General features: G+C 67.6%; 19 protein-coding genes. 1 reads left to right on the top strand and 18 read right to left on the bottom strand.

The window, feature by feature from the left end; translation table 11 throughout:
• The 7 genes from AC1DYU_RS19540 to rimP form a co-directional block, all read right to left on the bottom strand.
• Positions 1-2005, bottom strand: a 2005-nt coding sequence (locus tag AC1DYU_RS19540; protein WP_476793067.1) for a methyl-accepting chemotaxis protein, incomplete at its 3' end; no start/stop codon positions are given.
• Positions 2006-2156: 151 nt separating this feature from the next.
• Positions 2157-3116: a tRNA pseudouridine(55) synthase TruB gene (gene truB, locus AC1DYU_RS19535; protein WP_476793066.1), complete on the bottom strand. Its 960-nt coding sequence runs from the start codon at positions 3114-3116 to the stop codon at positions 2157-2159.
• The gene (gene rbfA / locus AC1DYU_RS19530) at positions 3109-3558 is read right to left on the bottom strand and encodes a 30S ribosome-binding factor RbfA (protein ID WP_158485918.1); all 450 of its coding nucleotides are present in this window, start codon (positions 3556-3558) and stop codon (positions 3109-3111) included. The genes truB and rbfA overlap by 8 nt, the downstream gene beginning before the upstream one ends.
• Before the next feature lie 97 nt (positions 3559-3655).
• Positions 3656-6508, bottom strand: a complete 2853-nt coding sequence (gene infB, locus AC1DYU_RS19525) for a translation initiation factor IF-2 (RefSeq protein ID WP_476793065.1) — start codon at positions 6506-6508, stop codon at positions 3656-3658.
• On the bottom strand, positions 6505-7263 hold the full coding sequence (locus AC1DYU_RS19520) for an RNA-binding protein (protein WP_158485916.1): 759 nt from the start codon (positions 7261-7263) through the stop codon (positions 6505-6507). The genes infB and AC1DYU_RS19520 overlap by 4 nt, the downstream gene beginning before the upstream one ends.
• A gap of 14 nt (positions 7264-7277) precedes the next feature.
• Positions 7278-8876 carry a transcription termination factor NusA gene (gene nusA, locus AC1DYU_RS19515; RefSeq protein ID WP_158485915.1) on the bottom strand — a complete coding sequence of 533 codons (1599 nt, stop codon included), beginning with the start codon at positions 8874-8876 and terminating at the stop codon, positions 7278-7280.
• A gap of 5 nt (positions 8877-8881) precedes the next feature.
• On the bottom strand, positions 8882-9589 hold the full coding sequence (rimP, locus tag AC1DYU_RS19510; RefSeq protein WP_476793064.1) for a ribosome maturation factor RimP: 708 nt from the start codon (positions 9587-9589) through the stop codon (positions 8882-8884).
• Positions 9590-9933: 344 nt separating this feature from the next.
• Between rimP and AC1DYU_RS19505 the strand changes: the two genes are divergently transcribed.
• Complete coding sequence (locus AC1DYU_RS19505) at positions 9934-11022, top strand: DUF2336 domain-containing protein (protein ID WP_476793063.1); 1089 nt, start codon at positions 9934-9936, stop codon at positions 11020-11022.
• Here AC1DYU_RS19505 and trmB read toward each other — a convergent pair.
• The 11 genes from trmB to tsaB form a co-directional block, all read right to left on the bottom strand.
• Positions 10997-11689, bottom strand: coding sequence for a tRNA (guanine(46)-N(7))-methyltransferase TrmB (gene trmB, locus AC1DYU_RS19500; protein ID WP_476793062.1), 693 nt, complete (start codon positions 11687-11689; stop codon positions 10997-10999). The two genes, AC1DYU_RS19505 and trmB, sit on opposite strands and share 26 nt — an antisense overlap.
• Positions 11690-11817: 128 nt before the next feature.
• Positions 11818-13023: a methionine adenosyltransferase gene (gene metK, locus AC1DYU_RS19495; protein ID WP_158485911.1), complete on the bottom strand. Its 1206-nt coding sequence runs from the start codon at positions 13021-13023 to the stop codon at positions 11818-11820.
• Positions 13024-13186: 163 nt separating this feature from the next.
• Positions 13187-13600: a helix-turn-helix domain-containing protein gene (locus tag AC1DYU_RS19490; RefSeq protein WP_476793061.1), complete on the bottom strand. Its 414-nt coding sequence runs from the start codon at positions 13598-13600 to the stop codon at positions 13187-13189.
• 122 nt (positions 13601-13722) lie between these two features.
• Positions 13723-15318, bottom strand: coding sequence for an apolipoprotein N-acyltransferase (lnt, locus tag AC1DYU_RS19485; RefSeq protein WP_476793060.1), 1596 nt, complete (start codon positions 15316-15318; stop codon positions 13723-13725).
• The gene (locus AC1DYU_RS19480) at positions 15318-16301 is read right to left on the bottom strand and encodes a hemolysin family protein (protein WP_476793059.1); all 984 of its coding nucleotides are present in this window, start codon (positions 16299-16301) and stop codon (positions 15318-15320) included. Before AC1DYU_RS19480 ends, lnt begins: the two co-directional genes overlap by 1 nt.
• Positions 16298-16930: an rRNA maturation RNase YbeY gene (gene ybeY, locus AC1DYU_RS19475; protein ID WP_476793058.1), complete on the bottom strand. Its 633-nt coding sequence runs from the start codon at positions 16928-16930 to the stop codon at positions 16298-16300. Before ybeY ends, AC1DYU_RS19480 begins: the two co-directional genes overlap by 4 nt.
• Positions 16927-18102, bottom strand: coding sequence for a PhoH family protein (locus AC1DYU_RS19470; RefSeq protein ID WP_476793057.1), 1176 nt, complete (start codon positions 18100-18102; stop codon positions 16927-16929). Before AC1DYU_RS19470 ends, ybeY begins: the two co-directional genes overlap by 4 nt.
• Before the next feature lie 156 nt (positions 18103-18258).
• A complete protein-coding gene (gene miaB / locus AC1DYU_RS19465) occupies positions 18259-19674 on the bottom strand; it encodes a tRNA (N6-isopentenyl adenosine(37)-C2)-methylthiotransferase MiaB (RefSeq protein ID WP_476793056.1) in 1416 nt (471 codons plus the stop codon).
• A 126-nt stretch (positions 19675-19800) separates the two neighbouring features.
• Positions 19801-20619 carry a lysophospholipid acyltransferase family protein gene (locus tag AC1DYU_RS19460; protein ID WP_476793055.1) on the bottom strand — a complete coding sequence of 273 codons (819 nt, stop codon included), beginning with the start codon at positions 20617-20619 and terminating at the stop codon, positions 19801-19803.
• Positions 20620-20650: 31 nt separating this feature from the next.
• Positions 20651-21148 carry a GNAT family N-acetyltransferase gene (locus tag AC1DYU_RS19455; RefSeq protein WP_158485904.1) on the bottom strand — a complete coding sequence of 166 codons (498 nt, stop codon included), beginning with the start codon at positions 21146-21148 and terminating at the stop codon, positions 20651-20653.
• Between the two features lie 82 nt (positions 21149-21230).
• Positions 21231-21917: a tRNA (adenosine(37)-N6)-threonylcarbamoyltransferase complex dimerization subunit type 1 TsaB gene (tsaB, locus tag AC1DYU_RS19450; RefSeq protein ID WP_158485903.1), complete on the bottom strand. Its 687-nt coding sequence runs from the start codon at positions 21915-21917 to the stop codon at positions 21231-21233.
• Positions 21918-21951 lie beyond the last annotated feature (34 nt).

Raw genomic sequence — 21951 nt, 5'->3', positions numbered from 1 at the left:
CCATGTTCGAGGACGAGATCAGGCCGGAGATGTCCTTGGCGGCGGCGCTTGAGCGCTGCGCCAGGGTGCGCACCTCCGAGGCCACGACGGCGAAGCCCTTGCCGGCATCGCCCGCCCGGGCCGCTTCCACCGCCGCGTTCAAGGCCAGCAGGTTGGTCTGGAAGGCGATGTCGTCGATCACCCGGATGATGTCGGAGATCTTCTGCGAGGCGCTCTCGATGCGGGCCATCGCATCGACCGCCTGGCCGGCGATGGTGCCGCCCGACTGGGCCGCCTGCATCGCGTCATTGGCGATCGCGGCGGCGTCCTTCGAGGCCTGGGCGGAGGCCTTGACGCTGGCTGCGAGCTGCTCGGTCGTCGCGGCGGTCTCCTCCAGGCTCGATGCCTGCTCCTCGGTGCGCTTCGAGAGATCGTCGGCGCCCATATTGATCTCGCGGGCGGCGAGACCGACATCGGCCGAGGTCACCTGGATCGTCCGCACCGTCGAGGACAGGCGATCGACCGTGTCGTTGATCGCGCCTTTCAGCTCGGCGAACTTGCCGCGATAGGCCGAATCGACCCGCACCGTCAGGTCGCCGCCGGCCACCGCCGAGAGCGCCCGGGCGAACTCGCTCGTCGCCGAATCGACCACGGCATTGATCTCGTTGATGCCGGCGACGAGCTTCTGCATCTGCGCATCGGCCTGGTCGATCTGGAGCCGCGCCGAGAAATCGCCGGCCGCCGCAGCCGCAACGACCTCCCCGACATCCGAGACGACCGCCTCCATCGACTGCGCCCGGGCAAGGCGCGCGGCAGCAGCCGCATGCTCCTGCTCTTCGAGCGCGCGGACGCGCTGGATATTGGCCTGGAAATCGCCGAGTGCGTGGCTGATCGCGTCAATCTCGACCATGCCGACCTTGGCCGGGATGCTGGCGTCATCGGCGCCCGACAGCATCAGGTCGACCGAATGGGCCAGCCGCCCCAGCGGCCGCACCACGCCCCGGTTGAACACCACGACGATGCCGACGACGACGCCTGTCACGACGAGGATGGCAAGGAGAGAAAGCGCCAACCGCCATCCGGCCAGCGAAATGCTGGCGTCGATGTCGGCCTTGGCCGCTTCGAAAGCTGCATCGCGCAGTTGAAGGATCGTGGCGAGCGACTTCTGCACCCAGCTACGCCAATCCGGCAGGTCCATGCCGGCCGGCTTGCCCTCGCGGGCCGCCTCGTACATGGCCGCGTAGGTCTTGAGTTCCTCGTCGCGGAAGCCGGTCTTGACGGCATCGAGCGCTGTCTTGAGCTGCGGTGTTTCCGGCATCTGCGCCAGGGCTTGGTCGACCAGCACCCAAAGTTGCTCGATGCGGCCTGTCAGGCGGTCGACCTGGGACAGGTTCGTCGGCGAGAGCTTCGTGCCGCTGCCGACATATTGCGTGTAGTTGACCGCGCGGCTGCCGGCGGCCTCACGGATCGTGGTCGCAAACTCGCCGAGCGACACGGTGTTGCTGACGTCGGCGTTCAGATCGCCGATGCGCGCGCCGATCTGACGCTGCAGGACGGATTGCTGGGTAAGCAGGTCGAGCAGCGTGGCGCTGAAGACCTGGGCCGCCTTGGGATCGCGCTGCGCGAGAGGCTTGGCGCCTTCCGCCCGGGCGGCTGCGCGGGCCTGGGCGAGACGCTGGCTGATTTGGCTGACCGGTCCGGCCAGTTCTGGGCGCTTGGCGAAGGGGGTGGCCGCGAAGCCCTCCTGCATCTGCGTCACACGCGCATCCGTGTCGCGCGCCGCCTGGGCATTCGTTGCCGCGATCTTGCCATCGGTATCCTCGGCCAGGATCAGTTGGGTCACCGCGCCACGCTCGATCGCGGCGCGCTCGATGACGCGGCTGATGCTTTCCGATGTTACGACGAGGCTGCGCGTCTCGTGGGCCGTCGAAAGCGCCCGCATCTGGTTGTAGGCGACGTAACCGCTGGCAAGGATCGCTGCGCCGCCGGCAGCGATGGTGCAGATCAGGAAATGCGTTACGCGCATGGTATCTCGTCTCCACGGCCGCCGCCTCGAATCCGGCATGCAGCCATGCCGCGGCTGCGCGGCGAGACCATGAAGATGCTGGAGCGTTGTCTGAGAGACATAGCGAGTCGCCGTTAACGCGACCTTTCAAACGGGCCAAAAGCCCGTGGAATCAGAGGTTGAAGACCCTGTGCGGCACGAATTCGCCCTGCGTGATGATGCCGGTGGCGATCAGGATACCGCCTGAGGTTGCATAGACGGTTTCGCTCTCGACCGGCGCGTCGCGCCCCCGCAACAGCACGCTCTGGCCGCGCTTCAGCCGCAGCGCGGCATCGCGATGGACCGCGATCTCCGGGATCAGTGTCAACGCCGCCTTGACCGGCAGCAGCGCGGCTGCCGCGCTCTCGGGGCTTTCGCGCAGCATCTCGACGCTGGCTGCATCCGCGATGTCGAACGGGCCGACGCGGGTGCGCCTGAGATGCGCGACATGGCCGAGGCAGCCGAGCGCGATGCCGAGATCGCGCGCGATCGCCCGGACATAGGTGCCCTTGCCGCATTCGGCCTCGAAAGTCGTCGTGCCTGCCTCATGGGAGACGATGCGCAACGCGTCGATCTCGACGGGCCGCGCCTCCAGCACGACCGCCTCGCCCTCTCGGGCGAGATCATAGGCGCGCTCGCCGGCGATCTTGATGGCCGAGAACTGCGGCGGCACCTGGCTGATCGTGCCGGTGAAGCGCGGCAGCAGCGCCGCGATGGCGGCCTCGTCGGGGCGCGCATCGGAGGTCGCGATGACCTTGCCCTCGGTGTCGTCGGTATTGGTCTGCGAACCCCAGGCGACCGTGAACTGATAGGCCTTGCGCCCGTCCATCACGAAGGGGACGGTCTTGGTCGCCTCGCCCAGCGCGATCGGCAGCAGGCCGGAGGCGAGGGGGTCGAGCGTGCCGGCATGGCCGGCCTTCTTGGCGGAAAAGGCGCGCTTGACCACGGCCACCGCATGGGTCGAGGTCATGCCGACCGGCTTGTCGAGCACGACCCAGCCATGGACGTCGCGCTTCTTGGGGCGCGGAGCGAAGGTCTGGCCCTGATCCTGATCGGCCGGGGCCGCGTCGTTGGCGGCGGTGAGGTCACTCATCGCCCGGCTCCTTGTCGTCTGAAGCCGGTTCGTCCTGATTGATCCGCAGCGGCTGCTTCAGGATGTCCTGGCGGACCTTGTCGGAATAGAGGATGGCATCGACGCGCTCGGCCTCGGCGAAGCTCTCATCCTGCAGGAAGCGGATATCGGGCGCGAATTTCAGGTTCACGCGATGAGCGATCTCGCCGCGAATGTATTTCTTGTGCGTGTTCAGCGCCTTCAGCACGGGAGCGACATCGCCGCCGCCGAGCGGCATGACGAAGCAGGTCGCGAGCTTCAGATCCGTCGAGAGACGGACCTCCGGCACGGTGATGACGTGCTTGGCCAGCACCTCGTCATGGATGTCGCCGCGCGACAGCAACTCCGCCAGCGCGTGGCGGATCAGTTCGCCGATGCGCAGCTGCCGCTGGTTCGGGCCGGATAATTTGGATGGTTTTGCCATGGTTCTCGTTCTCCGGGATCGGACCGGATGGACGGTCTGAAATGAGTCATGGCCGGGCAAGGCCCGGCCATGACCTGCATGTGTCGAAGCGGACGCCTTACAGCGTGCGCTTGATCTCCTCGACGCGGTAGCACTCGATGACGTCGCCGGCACGCATGTCCTGGTAGTTCTCGAAGGACATGCCGCACTCCTGGCCCGCCACTACTTCCTTGGCGTCGTCCTTGAAGCGCTTGAGCTGGGCGAGCTTGCCCTCATGGACCACGACATTGTCGCGGATCAGGCGGACATTGGCGCCGCGCTCGATCGTGCCGTCGGTGACGCGGCAGCCGGCGATCTTGCCGACCTTCGAGACCGCGAAGATCTCGAGGATCTGGGCGTTGCCGAGCATTGTCTCGCGGAGCGTCGGGGCCAGCAGGCCCGACATCGCCGCCTTCACGTCATCCACGAGGTTGTAGATGATGTTGTAGTAGCGGATCTCGACGCCGGCCCGTTCGGCCGCCTCGCGCGCTTCCTTGTGGGCACGCACGTTGAAGCCGATCACGGCCGCGCCCGAAGCCTGGGCCAGCGTGATGTCGGATTCGGTGATGCCGCCGACGCCCGACTGCAGCACGCGGGCGCGCACCTCGTCATTGCCGACTTTCTCGAGCGTCCCGACGATGGCTTCGACCGATCCCTGCACGTCGCCCTTGATGACGAGCGGGAATTCCTTGCGGCCGGCGCCTTCCTTGAGATCGCGCATCATGTCGGCGAGCGAGCGGCCCGCCGTCGATCCGCCGCCGCGCGCGGCGATGCGATCACGCTTCTGGCGCTCGCGGTAATCGGTGATCTCGCGGGCGCGGGCCTCGGATTCGACCACCGCGACGCGGTCGCCTGCCTCCGGCGTGCCGTTGAAGCCGAGCACCTCGACGGGAAGCGACGGAGGCGCCTCCTTGATATGGACGCCGGTGTCGCCGATCAGGGCGCGCACGCGGCCCCATTCGGAACCTGCCACGACGATATCGCCGGTGCGCAGCGTGCCGCGCTGGACAAGAACCGTCGCGACCGGGCCGCGACCACGGTCGAGCTTGGCCTCGATCACGGTGCCCTCGGCCGGACGGTCGGGATTGGCCTTCAGGTCGAGCAGTTCGGCCTGCAGCGCGATCGCCTCGAGCAGCTTGTCGAGATTCTTGCCGGTCTTGGCGGAAACCTCAATTTCCAGCGTCTCGCCGCCCAGCGTCTCGACCTGGATCTCGTATTGCAGCAGTTCGGCGCGAACCCGCTCGGGGCTGGCGTCGGCCTTGTCGATCTTGTTGATCGCCACGATCAGCGGAACGCCTGCCGCCTTGGCGTGGTTGATGGCCTCGATCGTCTGCGGCATGACGCCGTCATCGGCCGCGACAACGAGAACGACGACGTCCGTCACCTTGGCGCCGCGGGCGCGCATCGCCGTAAAGGCGGCGTGGCCGGGCGTGTCGATGAAGGTCACCTTGGCGCCCGAAGGCGTCATCACCTGATAGGCGCCGATATGCTGTGTGATGCCGCCGGCCTCGCCGGTGACGACATGAGTCTGGCGGATCGCGTCGAGCAGCGAAGTCTTGCCGTGGTCGACATGGCCCATGATCGTGACGACGGCTGGCCGTGTGACCTGGCTGTCGTCGGTATCGGGCGTGTCGAACAGGCCGCCTTCGACGTCGGAATCGGCGACGCGCTTGACGGTGTGCCCCATTTCCTCGGCCACGAGCTGGGCAGTGTCGGCGTCGATCACGTCGGTGATCTTGTGCATCGCGCCCTGCTTCATCAGCAGGCGGATGACGTCGACGCCGCGCTCCGTCATGCGGTTGGCGAGTTCCTGGATGGTGATCGTCTCCGGGATGATCACCTCGCGCATCACGCGCTCCTTGGCGACATCCGAGGCGCGATGTCCGGTCATGCGCTGGACGCGGCGGCGGAAGGCCGCGACCGAACGCGTGCGCTCGTCGTCACCGCCGGTCGCGGTCGACAGTGTCAGGCGACCGCGAACCTTTTCGCCGACCTTGGGAGTCTTGGGCGCCGGCACGGGGGCACCACGCGGCGGGCCGCCGGCAAAGCCGCCGGGGCGGCGGAAGGCGGGACGCGCCTCACCCTCATCGGGACGGCTGCGTGGCGCGGCGCTGGAGGGCGCCTGACGCGTCGGCCGGATGACTGCTGGTTCGGCGGGCGCGGTCGCATCGACCGGTCGCGGCGGACGCGGGGTATCGAGGCGCGGCGGGCGCGAATCGAGCCGGGGCGGGCGCGCGCCGATGTCGCGCATCGGGGTCCGCGGCGCGAAATCGGGACGCGGACCCGACGGTGCCGGGCGCGGAGTCTGGGCATAGGCCGGGGCCGGATTCGGCGCAGCGCCGTTGTCGGGCTGCGGCTGCGGAGCCGGCGTGAACTCGCGCGGCGGCTGCGGTGGGCGCGGGGCCTGCGGCTCGTCCATGCGCTGGCGGGCTGCGCTCTCGGCGCGACGCTTGCGGTCGTCTTCCTGGCGGCGGCGCTCTTCTTCCTCGCGCTGGCGGGCGAGGGCGGATTCGCGCTCCTGCCGCTCGCGCTCGGCGACGAGCGCGCGCTGGCGGGCCTCATCCTCGGCGATGCGGCGGGCTTCCGCCTCCCGGCCTCGTGAATCCGAAAGGGCGCGCTGACGCGCATCCTTCTCGTCTTCGGAGAGGGTGCGCAGAAGCATGCCGGAAGAGGGGCGCGCCGGCGGTGTCGGGGTAGGCGGCACCGGGCGGGGAGCGGCCTGCTGAACCTGCGGCTGCGGCGCGCGCACCGAAGGCTGCTCCTTGACTTCGGAGCCGGCAACGCGCCGCTTGACCTCGACGACCACCTGCTTGGAGCGCCCATGCGAGAAGCTCTGCCGGACAGTGCTCTGTTCGACAGGACGCTTCAACGTCAGGGTCTTCGGGGGGGCGACGGTCAAGGTCTTGTCGCCCGGGGTCTTGGTATCGCTCATTCTGTGCTCGGTCCAGCCGGTTCGGTCGATCGTTGGTCTACGGAATCTTGGTCTACGGAGTCGGAGAGAGCCGGTTCATCCGGCTCCATTGCACCGGCATCGTCCGTCCGGTAGCGGACGAGTCGACGCCAGCGGGAGAGGAAACCCTCGGCCGCCGGTCCCGGAGCAAGCGCCGCATGTATCACATGTGCCTTGCCTAACGCCAATTCCAAATCTTCGCCCGCGAAAATTGCCACCACAGGCACCTTTCGCGGCTTCAGGCCGGCCTCTTCGCGGGCGAGTTCCACCCGGCGCAGCGCCTGTCCGATCTTTCGGCGGCCATCTTCGGCGCCATCGCTGGCCGCAATCACCGCAGCGCAGCGGCCGGAGCCGATCATGGCCTCTACCTTGGCGAAACCGGCCTGGACCAGTCCCGCCTTGTTGGCCATCGACAGCGCCTGCTGGGCGTCTTTCAGCATCAGACCGTCGATCATCGTAGCCAAATCGGGCGGTACGACGACCTTCGTCTTGAGCGAGCGTTCGAAGGCCCGCCGCTTGATCGCCTCGGTCACGGTCGCCGCGCTGAGACTGGCCCAGACGCCGCGTCCCGGCAGCTTGCGCCGAAGGTCCGGCACCAGGCTGCCATCGGGTCCGACGACGAAGCGGATCAGATCGTCCGGGGACTTGACGGTCCTCGTGACGACGCAGCTCCGTTCCGGCCCGTCCTTGCGATCCAGGCGCGTTTCGCGCTCACCGCGCGGCGCGGCCGATTTCATCGCCGGTGCCTGACTCAGGCCTCCGCCGTCTCGTCGGCGGCAGGCTCTGCCTCGATCTCTTCCGCAGGCGCCTCGATCCAGCCGGCATGGACGCGGGCGGCCATGATGATCGCCTCCGCATCCTGACGCGACAGGTCGAACCCGTCGAGATAGCCCGCATGGCGGGTGGTCTCGCCATCCTTGCGCTCGGTCCAGCCGACGAGATCATCGGTGGCGCAACCGGCCAGATCCTCGACGCTCTTCACATCGTTCTCGCCCAGCGACACCATCATGGATGTGGTGATGCCGGGAACCTCGCGCAAGGCATCCTCGACGCCGAGCGCACGGCGCTTCTCGTCGAACTCGGCCTCGACGGAAGCAAGATACTCCTGCGCCCGCGACTGGATCTCGGCGCCCGTATCCTCGTCGAAGCCCTCGATCGAGGCGAGCTCGGACGGATCAACATAAGCGACCTCCTCGACCGTCCGGAAGCCTTCCGAGGCGAGCAGCTGGCCGACCGTCTCATCGACGTTCAGCGCATTCATGAAGATCTCGGTGCGGTTCAGGAATTCCTTCTGGCGGCGCTCCGATTCCTCGGCCTCGGTCAGGATGTCGATGTCCCAGCCGGTGAGCTGCGAGGCGAGGCGCACATTCTGGCCGCGGCGGCCGATGGCGAGCGAGAGCTGCTCGTCGGGCACCACCACCTCGATCTTGTCGGCCTCCTCGTCGAGAACGACCTTGGCGACTTCGGCCGGCTGCAGCGCGTTGACGACGAAGGTCGCGATGTCGGGCGACCAGGGGATAATGTCGATCTTCTCGCCCTGCAGCTCGCCAACGACGGCCTGGACGCGCGAACCGCGCATACCGACACAGGCGCCGACCGGGTCGATCGAGGAATCGCGGCTGATCACCGCGATCTTGGCGCGCGAGCCCGGATCGCGGGCGACGGCCTTGACCTCGACGATGCCGTCATAGATCTCGGGCACTTCCTGGCCGAACAGCTTGGCCATGAACTGCGGATGGGTGCGCGACAGGAAGATCTGCGGGCCGCGCGGCTCGCGGCGCACATCGTAGACATAGGCGCGGGCGCGGTCGCCGACCTTGAAGGTCTCGCGCGGGATCATCTCGTCGCGGCGGATGATCGCCTCGCCACGGCCGAGGTCGACGAAGACGTTGCCGTATTCGACGCGCTTGACCGCGCCGTTGACGATCTCGCCGATGCGATCCTTGTACTCGTCATACTGACGGTCGCGCTCGGCCTCGCGCACCTTCTGCACGATGACCTGCTTGGCCGACTGGGCCGCAATACGGCCGAAATCGAAGGGCGGCAGCGGATCGGCGATGACGTCGCCGACCTGGGCCGCCGGGTTGTGGCGCTTGGCCTCGTCGACCGTGATCTCGGTCGCGCCGTTCTCGACGAGGTCGACCACCTGGAGATGGCGGGCCAGCCGGAGTTCGCCGGTCTTGGTGTTGATCTCGGCATGGACATCCGTCTCGGCGCCGTAGCGCGAACGGGCGGCTTTCGCGATCGCATCCTGCATCGCGTCGACGACGATCTGCCGGTCGATCGATTTCTCGCGGGCGACCGCGTCGGCGATCTGCAGCAGTTCGAGCCTGTTGGCGCTGACGACCATGACGCTCACTCCTCTTCCGGGGTTGTATCGTGCGGAGCCGGTCCGCTCTTCTTCTTCGGGGCCGGGATTTTATCCGGACGCGGCCCCAATGACTTCTTGCGGCCCTTCGGCGGGGCCGCGATCTCGTCTGCCGTCGGCATTTCGGGCGGCAGCCCGGCCTTGCCGCGGCGCAGCGATTCGGTCACGAGCGCGTCCGTCAGAACGAGACGGGCATCGGCGATGAGGTTCATCGGGATGGCGACGTCGCGCTCTTCTTCGGACTTCGCATCGTCGCGGGCGAGCAGGGCGTTGCCGCCCTCGACGCCGCGCAGGATGCCGCGGAACCGCTTGCGGCCGTGGACGACGGCCTCGGTGTCGATCTTGGCGAGGTGCCCGGCCCAGCGCTCGAAATCGCCCGCCCGCACCAGCGGCCGGTCGATTCCCGGCGACGATACCTCAAGATGATAGGCGACCTGGATCGGATCATCGACGTCCAACGCCGGCGAAACGGCCTGGCTGACGGCTTCGCAGCCCTCGACATTCATCGTGCCGTCGGGCTTCTCGGCCATGATCTGCACAGTGCAGCCGTTCTGCCCGGTGACGCGCACGCGCACGAGCCGGTAACCGAGATCGACGATGGCGGGTTCGATGATCGCGGCCACGCGCGCCGCGACGCCGCTCTCGACGACGATGCGTCGGTCGTTGTCCTGGTTCGTCGCTGTCGGCTCGTTCATGCCCTGCGTGCCTGTCTGTAAGCCGGATACCGCCCAGCTCCGACCGAAGAATTGGCGCATGGCACCGCGCGGGGCTAAGCCGCTGAAGGGCAGCCGCGCATCGGCGTCATGCTCCAGCCCCGGCTGGGCCGCGGCCAACAAAAAAGAGCGGGCCTTCCGGCCCGCTCTTGATCATCGGCTGATACCGAAACCAGAGCTGTTAGGCTGCTATTTAGTCCGCATTAGCCCCGCATGCAAGCGCTCTTGCCCGATGCGGGTCACGGGGGAGGTTTTCTGCTGCCGCTAACCCGCTGGTCATCCTTCTGCGCCATGGTGCGGTGCTGCGCGTTGTTTGGGGATGCGGGATGAGTTCTGTCAGTACGCTGTTGCGTGATCTCGAGACGACGATGCTTCGCGGCTCGACCGATGACCGGGCCCAGATTCTGTCGCGCCTGACCGATCTTTTCCTCAGCACGGCCTCGATCATGGATGACGACCAGGTCGGGATTTTCGACGTCGTCATCGGCCGCCTCTCGCGCGCCATCGAGCTCAGGGCCCGCATCGAACTGTCCGAACGGCTCGCCCCCGTGCCGAATGCACCGACCGGCGTCGTTCGCCAGCTCGCGCTCGACGAGATCGCGGTCGCGCGGCCGGTGCTGATCGCCTCGAAGCGCCTGACCGACCAGGATCTCGTCGCGATCTCGGCCGCCAAGGGCCGCGACCACATGCTCGCCATCACCGAGCGCCCCGATCTCGGCGAACCCGTTACCGATTTCCTGATCCTGCGTGGCGGCCGAGTCGTGACCCATGCCATCGCGGCCAATCACACGGCTCGGTTCTCGGAACACGGCATGGGTGTGCTCGTCATGCGTGCTGTCCAGGACGACGCCCTGCAGATGGCGCTGGGTGCGCGACTTGATATTCCCGCCGAACTCGCCGACCAGCTCATGGTTGCGGCGAAGAACTCCGCTCGCCGCCGCTTGACGGTCGGCCTTGAGCCGGGGCTTGCAGGCGCCGTCGACGGCGCAGTCGAGCGGGGCGCGCAAGCGGTTGCCGCTCAGGCCCAGATTCAGGGCGATCTCGCTGCGGTCAACGCCGCGATGGTCGAGATCAACCGGCTGAACGAAGCCGGCGAGCTCAATGAGAGCAGGATCGCGGCCTTCGCTGCGGCGGGTTCGACCGAACACGCCATCTGCGCTGTCGCCGTTCTGGCCCAGCTCGGGCTGCCGGCGACGGAGCAGATCATCCTGGGAGCCGATCGCGACGCCGTTCTGCTGGTTGCCCGCGGTCTCGGCTGGTCCTGGGAGACCACGGCTGCGCTGATCGGGCTCCGCAAGGATTTCGGCAAATCGGCGCCGGCGATCGAGCGCGCGCGCCAGCATTTCCGCAATCTCGCCCAGCCGACGGCCCAGCGCGTTCTCGGCTTCCTCAGGATGCGCGACGCACAGCAGTGAGATAGCTCGGCACCCGCCCGGCCGCGATGGCCTTGGCCTCATAGCGGGTGCGGATCCAGCCGGGATAGGGCTGGCGCCAGTCGTCGGCGCGTGCATCGATCCAGTCGAAATCACGCGAGCGCGCGAGCCGCGCCAGCGTCCAGCCGACATAATCGTCGATGTCGCTGGCGAAGCGGAAGCGGCCGCCGTCGCGCAGGGCGCGGGCAAACAGCGCCAATGTTCGGTCGGAGACGAAACGGCGCTTGCGCTGTCGCCGTTTCGGCCAGGGATCGGGATAGAGCAGGTCGATCGCGTCGAGCGAGCCTGCTGGCAGCCGCGGCAGCATCAGCGCGGCATCGCCATCCCAGATCCGGATATTGGTCAGGCCCTCGCGTTCGATCACGGCCAGGAATTTCGCCATGCCGTTGATAAACGGCTCGACGCCGATGAAGCCGATCAGAGGGCTCTCACGCATGCGGCTGAGCAGATGCTCGCCGCCGCCGAATCCGATCTCCAGCCGCACGGCCTCCACGGGCTGCGGGAACAACGCCGTCAGATCGGCGATCTCGCCCTCCGGCAGACGCAGCCTGGGCAGCACGCTGTCGATCATCATGCTCTGCCCATCGCGCAGGGCCTTGCCCTTGCGCCGGCCGAAGAAGGCACGGTCGGGATCGAAGTCGTTTGTCATCAGTGGTCTTTGAAATGTCTCGGGCGTCGCTACGGTCGGTATGACGGCACGCTCTAACGCAATCCGGAAAAAGGAAAAGGCCGGAGCGCTTAGCTCCGGCCTCATCAGGTCACCCGTTGGGCGCTTGTTCAGGCGACCGCCTTCTTCAACGCATCGACGAGATCGGTCTTCTCCCAGGAGAAGCTGCCGTCGCGGCCGGGCTTGCGGCCGAAATGGCCGTAAGCCGCCGACTTGGCGTAGATCGGCTTGTTGAGCTGCAGATGCGTGCGGATGCCGCGCGGCGTCAGGTCCATGACCTCGCCCAGCACGGATTCGAGCTTGGCCTCGTCGACCTTGCCGGTGCCGTGCAGATCGACATAGATCGAGAGCGGCTTGGCGACGCCGATGGCATAGGAGAGCTGGATCGTGCAGCGCTCGGCCAGCTTGGCCGCGACGACGTTCTTGGCGAGATAGCGCGCCGCATAGGCCGCCGAACGGTCGACCTTGGTCGGGTCCTTGCCGGAGAACGCGCCGCCGCCATGCGGAGCCGCGCCACCATAGGTGTCGACGATGATCTTGCGGCCGGTCAGGCCGGCATCGCCGTCGGGACCGCCGATGACGAACTTGCCGGTCGGGTTGACGTGCCAGACGGTCTCCTTGGTGATCCAGCCCTCGGGCAGGGTCGCGCGGATATAAGGCTCGACGATCTTGCGGACGTCGGCCGAGGACAGGCTCTCATCGGTGTGCTGGGTCGAGAGCACGATCTGGGTGACGCCGACAGGCTTGCCGTTCTCGTACTTGATGGTGACCTGGCTCTTGGCGTCCGGGCCGAGCTTGGCAGCGGCGCCCTCCTTGGCGTGGCGGGCCTTGGCCAGCACTTCGAGGATCTTGTGGGCGTAGTAGATCGGCGCCGGCATCAGCTCCGGCGTCTCGCGGCAGGCATAGCCGAACATGATGCCTTGGTCGCCGGCGCCTTCGTCCTTGTTGCCGGTGGCGTCGACGCCCTGCGCGATGTCAGCCGACTGGGCGTGCAGCAGCACGTCGATCTTGCACTTCTTCCAGTGGAAGCCGTCCTGCTCGTAGCCGATCGCCTTGATCGCCTTGCGCGCGGCCGACTTGACCTTGCTCTTCATCGCCTTTTCGTCGAGCGAGGTGCGGACCTCGCCGGCGATGACGACACGGTTGGTCGTCGCCAGGGTCTCGCATGCGACACGCACCTGGGCCGAATCCATGCCGGATTTGGCGGCTTCCTTAAAGAACAGGTCCACGACCTCGTCCGAAATCCGGTCGCAGATCTTGTCGGGGTGGCCCTCGCCGACGGATTCGCTGGTGAACAGGTAATTCTGGCGTGACACGGTCGGACAGCCCTTTTTGCGGGTTGGGACGAGAGGACCGGCAGAAAACGCGGCCGGTCGGCGAAAACGGCCATCCTCTTTGCAGTGGATGCGTTCGCCGTCAAGCACGCCAATCCGTTAATCGGGAGCTTTGTTCGTCAGGACGAACAATATTTGCGCTGAATCACGCGTTTCCGCCGTCTTCCTCGGCCAGCGACTCGACCAGGTCGACGATGCGGCGCCTCACCTTCGGGTTTTTGATGCGCACGAAGGCCTTGGTCAGCTGCAGGCCCTCGCTGCTCGACATGAAGTCGGAGACATAGGCCGAGGAGGCCGCATCCGAGAATCCACCGGTCGGCATGTCGCCGGTCGGGGCGCCGTCGAAGAAGAACGACACGGGCACGTCGAGCATCTTGGCGATCTGCTGGAGACGGCTCGCGCTGATGCGGTTGGAGCCCTTCTCGTATTTCTGCACCTGCTGGAAGGTCAGCCCGAGTGCGTCCCCAAGCTTCTCCTGGCTCACCCCGGCCAGCATGCGGCGCATGCGCACGCGGCTGCCGACATGGCGGTCGATCGGGTTGGGAACTTTCTTCAACATGGACGACAGCCTTGGGTCTGTATGCCGCCCGGATGCATTATCGCGCGAGGCGGCATAGTCAATTGGTTTAAGAAGCCGGCTCCCCGGAGCTTAGCCTGCCCGCCAAGAAGTTCCAAATGGGATTATCGGCTTGATCGCAACCGCGAGAGAAGCAGGAAACCGGCCAGAAGGAGCGCGTAGACCAGGTCGCCCCATCGCGCATAGAGCGGGGCTGGCCCGGCGCGTGGCAGGCCGGCGTCGAGAACCCCTTCCGTACCGAGCGGCAAACTCGCAATGACCCTCCCATAGCCGTCCGTCACGCCCGAGATGCCGGTATTGGCGACTCGGACAAGTGGCAGCCCCTCCTCGATCGCCCGCAACCGGGCCTGGGCGAAGTGCTGGTAGGGGCCGCTGGTCTGGCCGAACCAGCCGTCATTGGTCAGGTTGAGCATCCATCCGGCGCGCGGCCCCGCCGGTGCGACATCGCGTGGGAAGATCACCTCGTAGCAGATCAGGGGTGCCGCCGCCGGCAGTCCGCGGATCGCGAGCGACTGCCGCCGTGTGCCCGATGCGAAGCCGCCGGGCACGGAGACGAATTCCGAAAGGCCGAGGCTTCGGATCAGCGTCTCCAGCACGGGCGGCAGATATTCGCCGAACGGCACCAGATGCACCTTGTCATAGCTGGAGACGATCATGCCCTCGTCATCGACGACCTGGATCGAATTGAAGATCGGCGGGCGGCTCTCGCCGGGCAGCGCCTCGCCGGCACGCGCCGCGCCCGTGATCAGTGTGGTGTTCGGGGGCAGCAGCGCGGCGATCCGCGAGAGCGCCTGCGGCGTCCGGCCGAGCAGGAAGGGAAAAGCCGATTCAGGCCAGATCAGATGGGTGACGGCCTGGACACCTGGCGTGGTCGGGCTGGTCGCCCGGTCGCTCAGCGCCAGATACTGGTTCAGGATCGCCTCGCCATTGCGGGCGCTGAATTTCGCGTCCTGCGCCAGATTGGGTTGCATCAGCCGCAGCTTGACGCCGGCGACGAGCGGCACCGGCCCTGACGGCACGCGCCAGGCGCCAAAGCCGATCAGCCCTGCCAGCACGACCAGCGCTGCTATCGGCGCGCGCCAGCGGCCCGTGCCGGTTTCCCCCGTTCCCAACGTCGCCGGCGCGGCCCCGATCGCAACCGCAAACAGCGTCAGGCCATAGAGCCCGGCGAGCGAGGCGAACTGCGCGATCTGGCCTTGCCCGGCCAGCATCATGCCGTAGACGTTCCAGGGAAAGCCGGTCAGCACATGGCCGCGCAGCCACTCGCTGAGCGAGAGCACGATCGCCAGCATGAGGATGCGCCCGGCGCCGGACGGCCAGACGAGCCTTGCGCAGCCGAAGGCCAGCGCCGGAAACACCGCGAGGAAGGCCGGCAGCGCGACGACGCCGAGCGGCATCGCCCAGGCAAATTTGTCGGCTTCGACCAGAAAGGCCGCGCCCAGCCACCACAGTCCGGCGAGGAAGAAGCCGAAGCCCCACCACCAGCCGACCGCGGCGGCAGCGCGGAAACGCCCGGCCACGCTGGTGCCGACCGCGCCATCGATCAGCCAGACGGCGATCGTCATGGGCACGACGATCAACGGCCAGAGGTCGAGCGGCGGCAGGGCGAGCGCGCCACTCGCGCCGGCGCCAAGCGCGATCAGCCGCTTGCGCCAACCCCAGGCGAGGATGACGCTGTCGGCCAGCACGGCAATCCGCATCAGCCCGGCTCCGCCGCAGTTGCGGTTTCATGCGCGGCCGGCGCGCGACGGTGGATGCTGAGCCGCTTCACGCGGCGCTGGTCGGCCTCGATGATCTCGAAAGAGAGGCCCTCGGGCCCCGCGACCACCTCGCCCTGTCCGGGCACGCGTCCGGCCAACGTCACGATCAGGCCGCCCAGCGTATCGACATCCTCGGCGATCTGGGTTTCGGACAGATCGATGCCGGTCGCATCCTTGAGCTCCTCGAGCGTTGCACGGGCATCGGCCGTGAAACTGTCCTCGCCGGCGGGCGCGATCGTCGGCGCCTCCTCGAGATCATGCTCGTCCTCAATGTCGCCGACGACGATCTCGATCAGGTCCTCGATCGAGACCAGGCCATCCGTGCCGCCATATTCGTCGATCACCAGCGCGATATGGGTCCGCGTCGCCTGCATCCGCACCAGAAGGTCGACCGCCGGCATCGAGGGCGGGACATACAAGACCGGGCGCAGGATCTTGGTCGCCGCGAGCGTCATCTTGAGGTCGACGGCGGAGAGGTCGTGGAAAGCCGGCTCGGAAAGGCCTGCCGTATGCTCGGCCTTGGCCTGGCCAGCGATGAATTCGAGGAAGTCGCGGATATGGACCATGCCGCGCGGGTCATCGAGCGAATCGTCGAAGACCGGCAGGCGCGAATGTCCGGCCGTCCGGAACAGCGCCAGCAATTCGTCCAGCGTCGCATCGGCCGGCACCGCGATGATGTCGGCGCGCGGAATCATCACGTCGCCGACGCGGCGCTCGCGCAGGCTGAGCACATTGGAGAGCATCGCGCGCTCCTGCGCGCTGAGATCGGCGAGTTGCCCGCTGCCCTGCGCCAGCGCCTCGGTGATGTCCTCGCGGATCGTGCCGCCGCCGCGCAGGCCGAGCCTGTCGAGGAACTGGCTGAGCCAATGGGAGAGGCCGCGACCGGCGGCCTCGGTCTGGTTCGGTCGACTGTCGTCGCTCATGATCTTGGGGGGTGGTCTCGGGTTGGGGCTTGTTGAGAGATTGCGGAAACGGCCTGCTGGCGCGCGATGAGTTCGCCGTCGGCATAGGGATCGGCGATGCCGATCCGTGCAAGGGCCGCCACTTCGAGGCCCTCCATGCGCTGTGCCTCGGCCTCGGATTCGTGATCCTCGCCGAGCAGATGCAGCAGGCCGTGGATGACGAGATGGCTGAGATGATCGTGCAGGCTCTTACCCTCGGCCTGCGCTTCGCGCTCGACGGTCTCAAAGGCGACGACGATGTCGCCGAGCATGGGGCTCATCGCGATCCGGTCCGGCGGCGCGGCCGGGAAGGACAAAACGTTGGTCGCCTTGTCGAAGCCGCGCCAATCGCGGTTGACGATGCGGATGCGCCGGTCGTCGGTCAGGAGCAGGCTGAGTTCGGCGCCGTCCAGGGGCTGCAGCGGGGCGACCGACAGCGCGGCCTGCGTCGCCTGCGTCACCAGCGTGCGCAGCGCCGCCAGGTTGCCGAGTGCGTGCCACTGGCGCGACTGGGCCCTGATGGTGATCGCGAGCGCAGGAGCCTTATTCCCAGGTCGCGGTCTGGTCTCTGGCCGCGGCGCCGAACGCCGCGCGCGAGGTCGGTCGGTCATCGCGGCCGCTCCCGCGACAGGGTGCGCTTCAGCCCCTCGGTATCGCTTTCGATCGGTGCTTCCGTCACGGCGGCGTGCATCCGCTCCTCGCGTTCCTCGCGCTCGCGCCTCGCGGCGCCTTCATAGGCCATGACGATGCGGCGCACGAGGTCGTGGCGCACGACGTCGCCCTCCTCGAACTTGGCATGGCCGACGCCCTCGACGCCCGAGAGCAGCTTCACGGCCTCGATCAGCCCCGAGCGCTGGCCCGGGGGCAGGTCGATCTGCGAGGGGTCGCCGGTGATGATCATGCGCGAGCCCTCGCCGAGGCGGGTCAGGAACATCTTCATCTGCACCGAGGTCGCGTTCTGCGCCTCGTCGAGCAGGACGACAGCATTGGTCAGCGTACGCCCGCGCATGAAGGCGAGCGGCGCGATCTCGATCATACCGGTCTGCAGGGCGCGCTCGACATGGCGCGCCTCCATGAAGTCGTTGAGCGCGTCGTAGATCGGCCGCAGATACGGATCGACCTTCTCGCGCATGTCGCCGGGCAGGAAGCCGAGCCGCTCGCCGGCCTCGACCGCCGGGCGCGACAGCACCATGCGCTCGACCACGCCCTGCTCGATCAGCGAGACGGCGTGTCCGACCGCAAGCCAGGTCTTGCCGGTGCCGGCCGGGCCTTCGGCGAGCACCAGCTCATTGCGCTTGAGCTGGCGCAGATAGGCGTCCTGCGCCGCGTTGCGGGCCCGCACCGGGCCGCGCTTGCGCGTCACGATCGCGTCGAACGAGGTCTTGCCCGCGTCGGCGGCCGGGAAGAGCGAGCGCTGGACATTGCTTTCTTCGATCGCGCCGTCGACCTCGCCGAGCGTCACCGAGGCGCCGGCCTTGGCGCGGGTATAGAGCGTCTTCAGCACGCGTCCGGCCTGTTCGGCTGTCTCGCGCGGCCCCTTGATGGTGGCATGGTTGCCATTGGGGCTGATCACCACGCCGAGCCGGCGCTCCAGATGCGCCAGGTTCTGGTCGTAATGGCCGAAGACCAGGCTCGCCAGCCGGTTGTCGTCGAAGGAGAGCAGGACTTCGGTGACCGGCAACCCGTCACGCGTCAGGCTTTCCACGCGTGACGGCGCGATCTCGCGCCGCGGGCCCCGTTCCGGTCTCGGTGTCGTCGAGTCAGCCTGTGCCAAAAGCGTCATCTCCCTGGCGCCTGTTCCGGCCGAACAGAAGCGTTGGGCCGGGTCGTCTCGCAAATCGGTCGTTCATATCAGCCGGTGCATCGGTTTCAGGCTGATGACAGCGGCTCGTCGCCGTCGATTGATGCGGGCAAGGCCTGATCGATGCCGGGAAGGCTCTCAAGCGGCCAGCTCCTTGTTCGCAGGCTCGCGCATCGCGGGATTTTGCGTCGCGGAATCGTGCAACGAAGGCTCCTGCTCCCCGGCCTTGCGGCCGAAAAGCGAGTTGGAGCCCGCTCGCTCGATCACCACCTGCACCCTGTCGCCGATCTGATTCGCCTGCGTCTCGATCTGCACAGCCTGAAGGTAGGGCGATTTTCCCGCAAGCTGCCCCGGATGGCGGCCGGTCCGCTCCAGCAGAACCTCGACCGTTCGTCCGACCATCGCATGATTGAACGCCTGGCGATGGTGCTCGATGCGCGCCTGCAGGCGCTGGAGCCGCTCGTCCATCACGGCGACAGGCACCTGCCCGCCGAGATCGGCGGCAGGCGTGCCGGGGCGCGAGGAGTATTTGAAGGAATAGCTCGAGGCGAAGCCGATCTCGTCGACGAGTGCGATCGTCTCCTCGAAATCGGCGTCGCTCTCGCCGGGAAATCCGACGATGAAATCCGACGACAGGGCGATGTCGGGCCGCGCCTGACGGACCCGCTCGATCAGGCGGCGATACTCGTCGGCTGTGTGCTTTCGGTTCATCGCCGCGAGGATGCGGTCGGAGCCAGCCTGCACCGGCAGATGCAGGAAGGGCATTACTTGGGGCAGATCGCGATGGGCCGCGATCAAATCGTTGTCCATGTCGCGCGGATGGCTCGTGCTGTAGCGGATGCGGTGAATCCCCGGCACCTCGGCGACGCGATGCATCAGCCGCGCCAGACCCCAGGTTCCTCCGGAGGAACCATCGCCGTGATAGGCGTTGACGTTCTGGCCGATCAGCGTGACGTCCTGCACGCCCGACGCCGCCAGCCGCTCGATCTCGGCCATGATCTGCGCGACCGGCCGCGAGAATTCGGCGCCGCGCGTATAGGGCACGACGCAGAAGGCGCAGAACTTGTCGCAGCCTTCCTGCACGGTGACGAAGGCCGAGATGCCGCGCTGGCGGATCGCTGCTGGCTTCGGCACTGGGAGATGGCCGAACTTGTCGTCAACAGGCAGGTCGGTATCGACGACGCGCCGACGCTGCGCCTTCTCCAGAAGCTCCGGCAGCCGGTGATAGGCTTGCGGGCCGACGACCAGATCGACGGCGGGCTGGCGCCGCTGGATCTCGGCGCCTTCGGCCTGCGCGACGCAGCCGGCAACAATGATGCGGGTGTCCTGGCCCTGCGCCTTCTGCGCGGTCTTGATGTCGCGCAGCTTGCCGAGCTCGGTGTAGACCTTCTGCACCGCGCGGTCGCGGATATGGCAGGTATTCAGCAAAATCAGGTCGGCGCCTTCCGGCGTCGCGGTTTCCTCGAAGCCCTGTTCGCCCAGGATGTCGGCCATGCGCTGGCCGTCATAGACGTTCATCTGGCAGCCGAAGGACTTGATGTGGACTTTCTTCATCGCGCCTAGTTTGGTCTCCAAACCGTTTCCTTACTCCGGATCGTGGTCCGAGGAAATGACCGGCCTCCCGATCCGGTGATCAAGCAATGGCCGGGCCAAGAGTCGGCCGAGAGCATGAGCCCGGCATCAGGCCAGCGGTCGCCCGCTTACCGTCTCCTGTCGCGCCTTGCGGATCGCGGCTTGCGCCAGCCGCGTCGCCTCCTTGCGCGTGGTCTTGCGGCCCATCGCGATCGGCTCGCCCCAGGCCAGCTCGACATCGATCGCGCCGAGGCGCAGCACCGTCTTGAGATGGGGTGCGAGTTCGGTTTCGCCATACCAGGCGAGCGCGGTGCGCTCGGCCCGTCCGCCGGCGATGCCGTGGAAACCGGTATAGCTGATCGTCAGCGGATAGACCGTGATATCCGCTTCGCTGTGCGTATCGCTCTCGCTCTTGCCGAGGGCTTCATGTGCGGCACCCAGAAGAGAGGAGCGCAGCGGCAGGATGCGCGTGCCGTCACCCGTCGTGCCCTCGGCGAACAGCACGACGGCCTCTCCCGCCGACAGCCGCGCGCCCATCTGAGCCGCGACATCCGCGGTGGCGCCGCGGCGCGATCGGTCGATGAAGAGCGTGTGCTGCAGGCGGGACAGAAAGCCGATCACCGGCCAGCCCCGGACCTCGCTCTTGGCGACGAAGCAGACCGGCCGCTCTGCGCCGATCACGGAAATGTCGAGCCAGGAGACATGGTTGGCGACGATCAGCCCGCCGCTGCCGGGCGGCGGCGGCGTTCCCCGGATGCGCCGCCGCACGCCGAGGCAGCGGCAGGTGATGCGATGGAACAGCAATGGGATGCCCGCACTCCGGCCCGGCGCGAGCCGGATGACGAGCAACTGCGCCGGCAGCAGCGCGATCGTGGCCAACGCCAGGGCAGACAGCCGCAGGATCGCGCCGGGATGCAGGCCGGTCATGCGCGCGCAACTCCACCCACGCCGGATCTGGTCATGCGAGATCGAGCCGCATCGCGATCGCCGTGGCCCGGCTGCCGTCGGGCTTGGGATAATAACCCTTGCGCCGGCCGACCTCGCGGAAGCCGAGATGCCGGTAGAGCCGTTCGGCCGCGACATTGCCCTCCTCGACTTCGAGGAAGACCTGAACCACGCCGCCGCCGGCAAGCCTCGAAAGATGCGCGCCGAGCAGGTTTGCGGCGAGCCCGCTCCGGCGCTGGCCGGGTGCGATCACGATCGAGAGGATTTCCGCTTCGTCGGCGGCCTGGCGCGACATCACGAAGCCGGCCGGATGCAGGTTCTGGCCGCAAAAGACACCGTCGCTCGCGATGCTGGCATCGGCCAGAAGCGCCGCGCACTCGCCGGGCTCCCAGCCGCGGGCGAAGCCGCCCTGGCTGTGCAGCGCCGCCACGTCGCGGGCATGGCGCGTGTCGAGGCGGCCGGTCCGTGCCGGGCTCGCATGGGGGTGTAGAAGTTGACGCAGCCAGTCCATGGCGCTTGATGGCACAGCCGCACCTTCTGGCAAGTCCCCTTGCGTCATCTGCGGTGCGTTTCAGGCGAGGAGATGCAAAACGCTAACGACGCGGCAGCCGGGCGCGGTCCTGCGGGGTCGTCTCGGGCGCCTTGAGATAGAGCGGGCGCGGCGGCGCCGAATCGGGGTCGGCGATCATGCCGAGCCGCGCCACCCAGATCACGTCGGGCGCGCGGGCATCGTCGAGCACCAGCGCGTCGAGCCCGATCGCCCAGGCCTCGTTGGCGACGGCCAGCGACGCCGAGCCGACGAGACTGACCGGGCCGGCGCCGATAGCGCGCGCTGCGTCGCGGTAGCTGACCTGGCGCAGCGCAACGATCTGGCGGCCCTCCGAACTCAGCGCCTGGAACCAGACCTGGCCATGCCTGGCATCGAGCGCGGCTGCGATGACCCGGCCGGGTTCGCGCCCGATCAGCGGGGCCGCGCAGGCGGCGAGCGTCGTGACGCCCACGGCCGGGATGTCCGCCGCGAATGCGATCGCGCGCGCCGCGCTGACCCCGACCCGCAGGCCGGTATAGCTGCCGGGCCCGACGGTGACCGCGACCCGGTCGAGCGAGGAAAACCCACCCTCCACCGCGTTCATGACACGCTCGATCAGCGGCATCAGCGCCTCGGCATGGCCGCGCTCCATCGCGACCTGCTCGATCGCCAATGGTTTCACCATGTCGGCAGTATCGAGCACGCAGGCCGAACAGGCGCCGAGCGCGGTGTCGATCGCGAGGATGCGCATCAGGCCACGATCCCGAAAAGTGGGAACCGGTTTT

The organism is Allobosea sp. P2_B12, from assembly GCF_056404835.1.
The sequence above is the reverse complement of the archived record's forward strand: the minus strand, read 5'-3'. Positions and strand labels throughout refer to the sequence as shown.

Coding starts and splice junctions, on each gene's coding strand:
- AC1DYU_RS19460 (WP_476793055.1), bottom strand. CDS start 20,619: ATGACCGGCCTGCATCCCGGCGCGATCCTGCGGCTGTCTGCCCTGGCG.
- ybeY (WP_476793058.1), bottom strand. CDS start 16,930: ATGACCGACCGACCTCGCGCGCGGCGTTCGGCGCCGCGGCCAGAGACC.
- truB (WP_476793066.1), bottom strand. CDS start 3,116: ATGAGTGACCTCACCGCCGCCAACGACGCGGCCCCGGCCGATCAGGAT.
- AC1DYU_RS19480 (WP_476793059.1), bottom strand. CDS start 16,301: ATGAGCGACGACAGTCGACCGAACCAGACCGAGGCCGCCGGTCGCGGC.
- AC1DYU_RS19455 (WP_158485904.1), bottom strand. CDS start 21,148: ATGGACTGGCTGCGTCAACTTCTACACCCCCATGCGAGCCCGGCACGG.
- miaB (WP_476793056.1), bottom strand. CDS start 19,674: ATGAAGAAAGTCCACATCAAGTCCTTCGGCTGCCAGATGAACGTCTAT.
- AC1DYU_RS19490 (WP_476793061.1), bottom strand. CDS start 13,600: ATGTTGAAGAAAGTTCCCAACCCGATCGACCGCCATGTCGGCAGCCGC.
- AC1DYU_RS19470 (WP_476793057.1), bottom strand. CDS start 18,102: ATGACGCTTTTGGCACAGGCTGACTCGACGACACCGAGACCGGAACGG.
- lnt (WP_476793060.1), bottom strand. CDS start 15,318: ATGCGGATTGCCGTGCTGGCCGACAGCGTCATCCTCGCCTGGGGTTGG.
- rbfA (WP_158485918.1), bottom strand. CDS start 3,558: ATGGCAAAACCATCCAAATTATCCGGCCCGAACCAGCGGCAGCTGCGC.
- AC1DYU_RS19520 (WP_158485916.1), bottom strand. CDS start 7,263: ATGAAATCGGCCGCGCCGCGCGGTGAGCGCGAAACGCGCCTGGATCGC.
- tsaB (WP_158485903.1), bottom strand. CDS start 21,917: ATGCGCATCCTCGCGATCGACACCGCGCTCGGCGCCTGTTCGGCCTGC.
- trmB (WP_476793062.1), bottom strand. CDS start 11,689: ATGACAAACGACTTCGATCCCGACCGTGCCTTCTTCGGCCGGCGCAAG.
- infB (WP_476793065.1), bottom strand. CDS start 6,508: ATGAGCGATACCAAGACCCCGGGCGACAAGACCTTGACCGTCGCCCCC.
- rimP (WP_476793064.1), bottom strand. CDS start 9,589: ATGAACGAGCCGACAGCGACGAACCAGGACAACGACCGACGCATCGTC.
- nusA (WP_158485915.1), bottom strand. CDS start 8,876: ATGGTCGTCAGCGCCAACAGGCTCGAACTGCTGCAGATCGCCGACGCG.
- AC1DYU_RS19505 (WP_476793063.1), top strand. CDS start 9,934: ATGAGTTCTGTCAGTACGCTGTTGCGTGATCTCGAGACGACGATGCTT.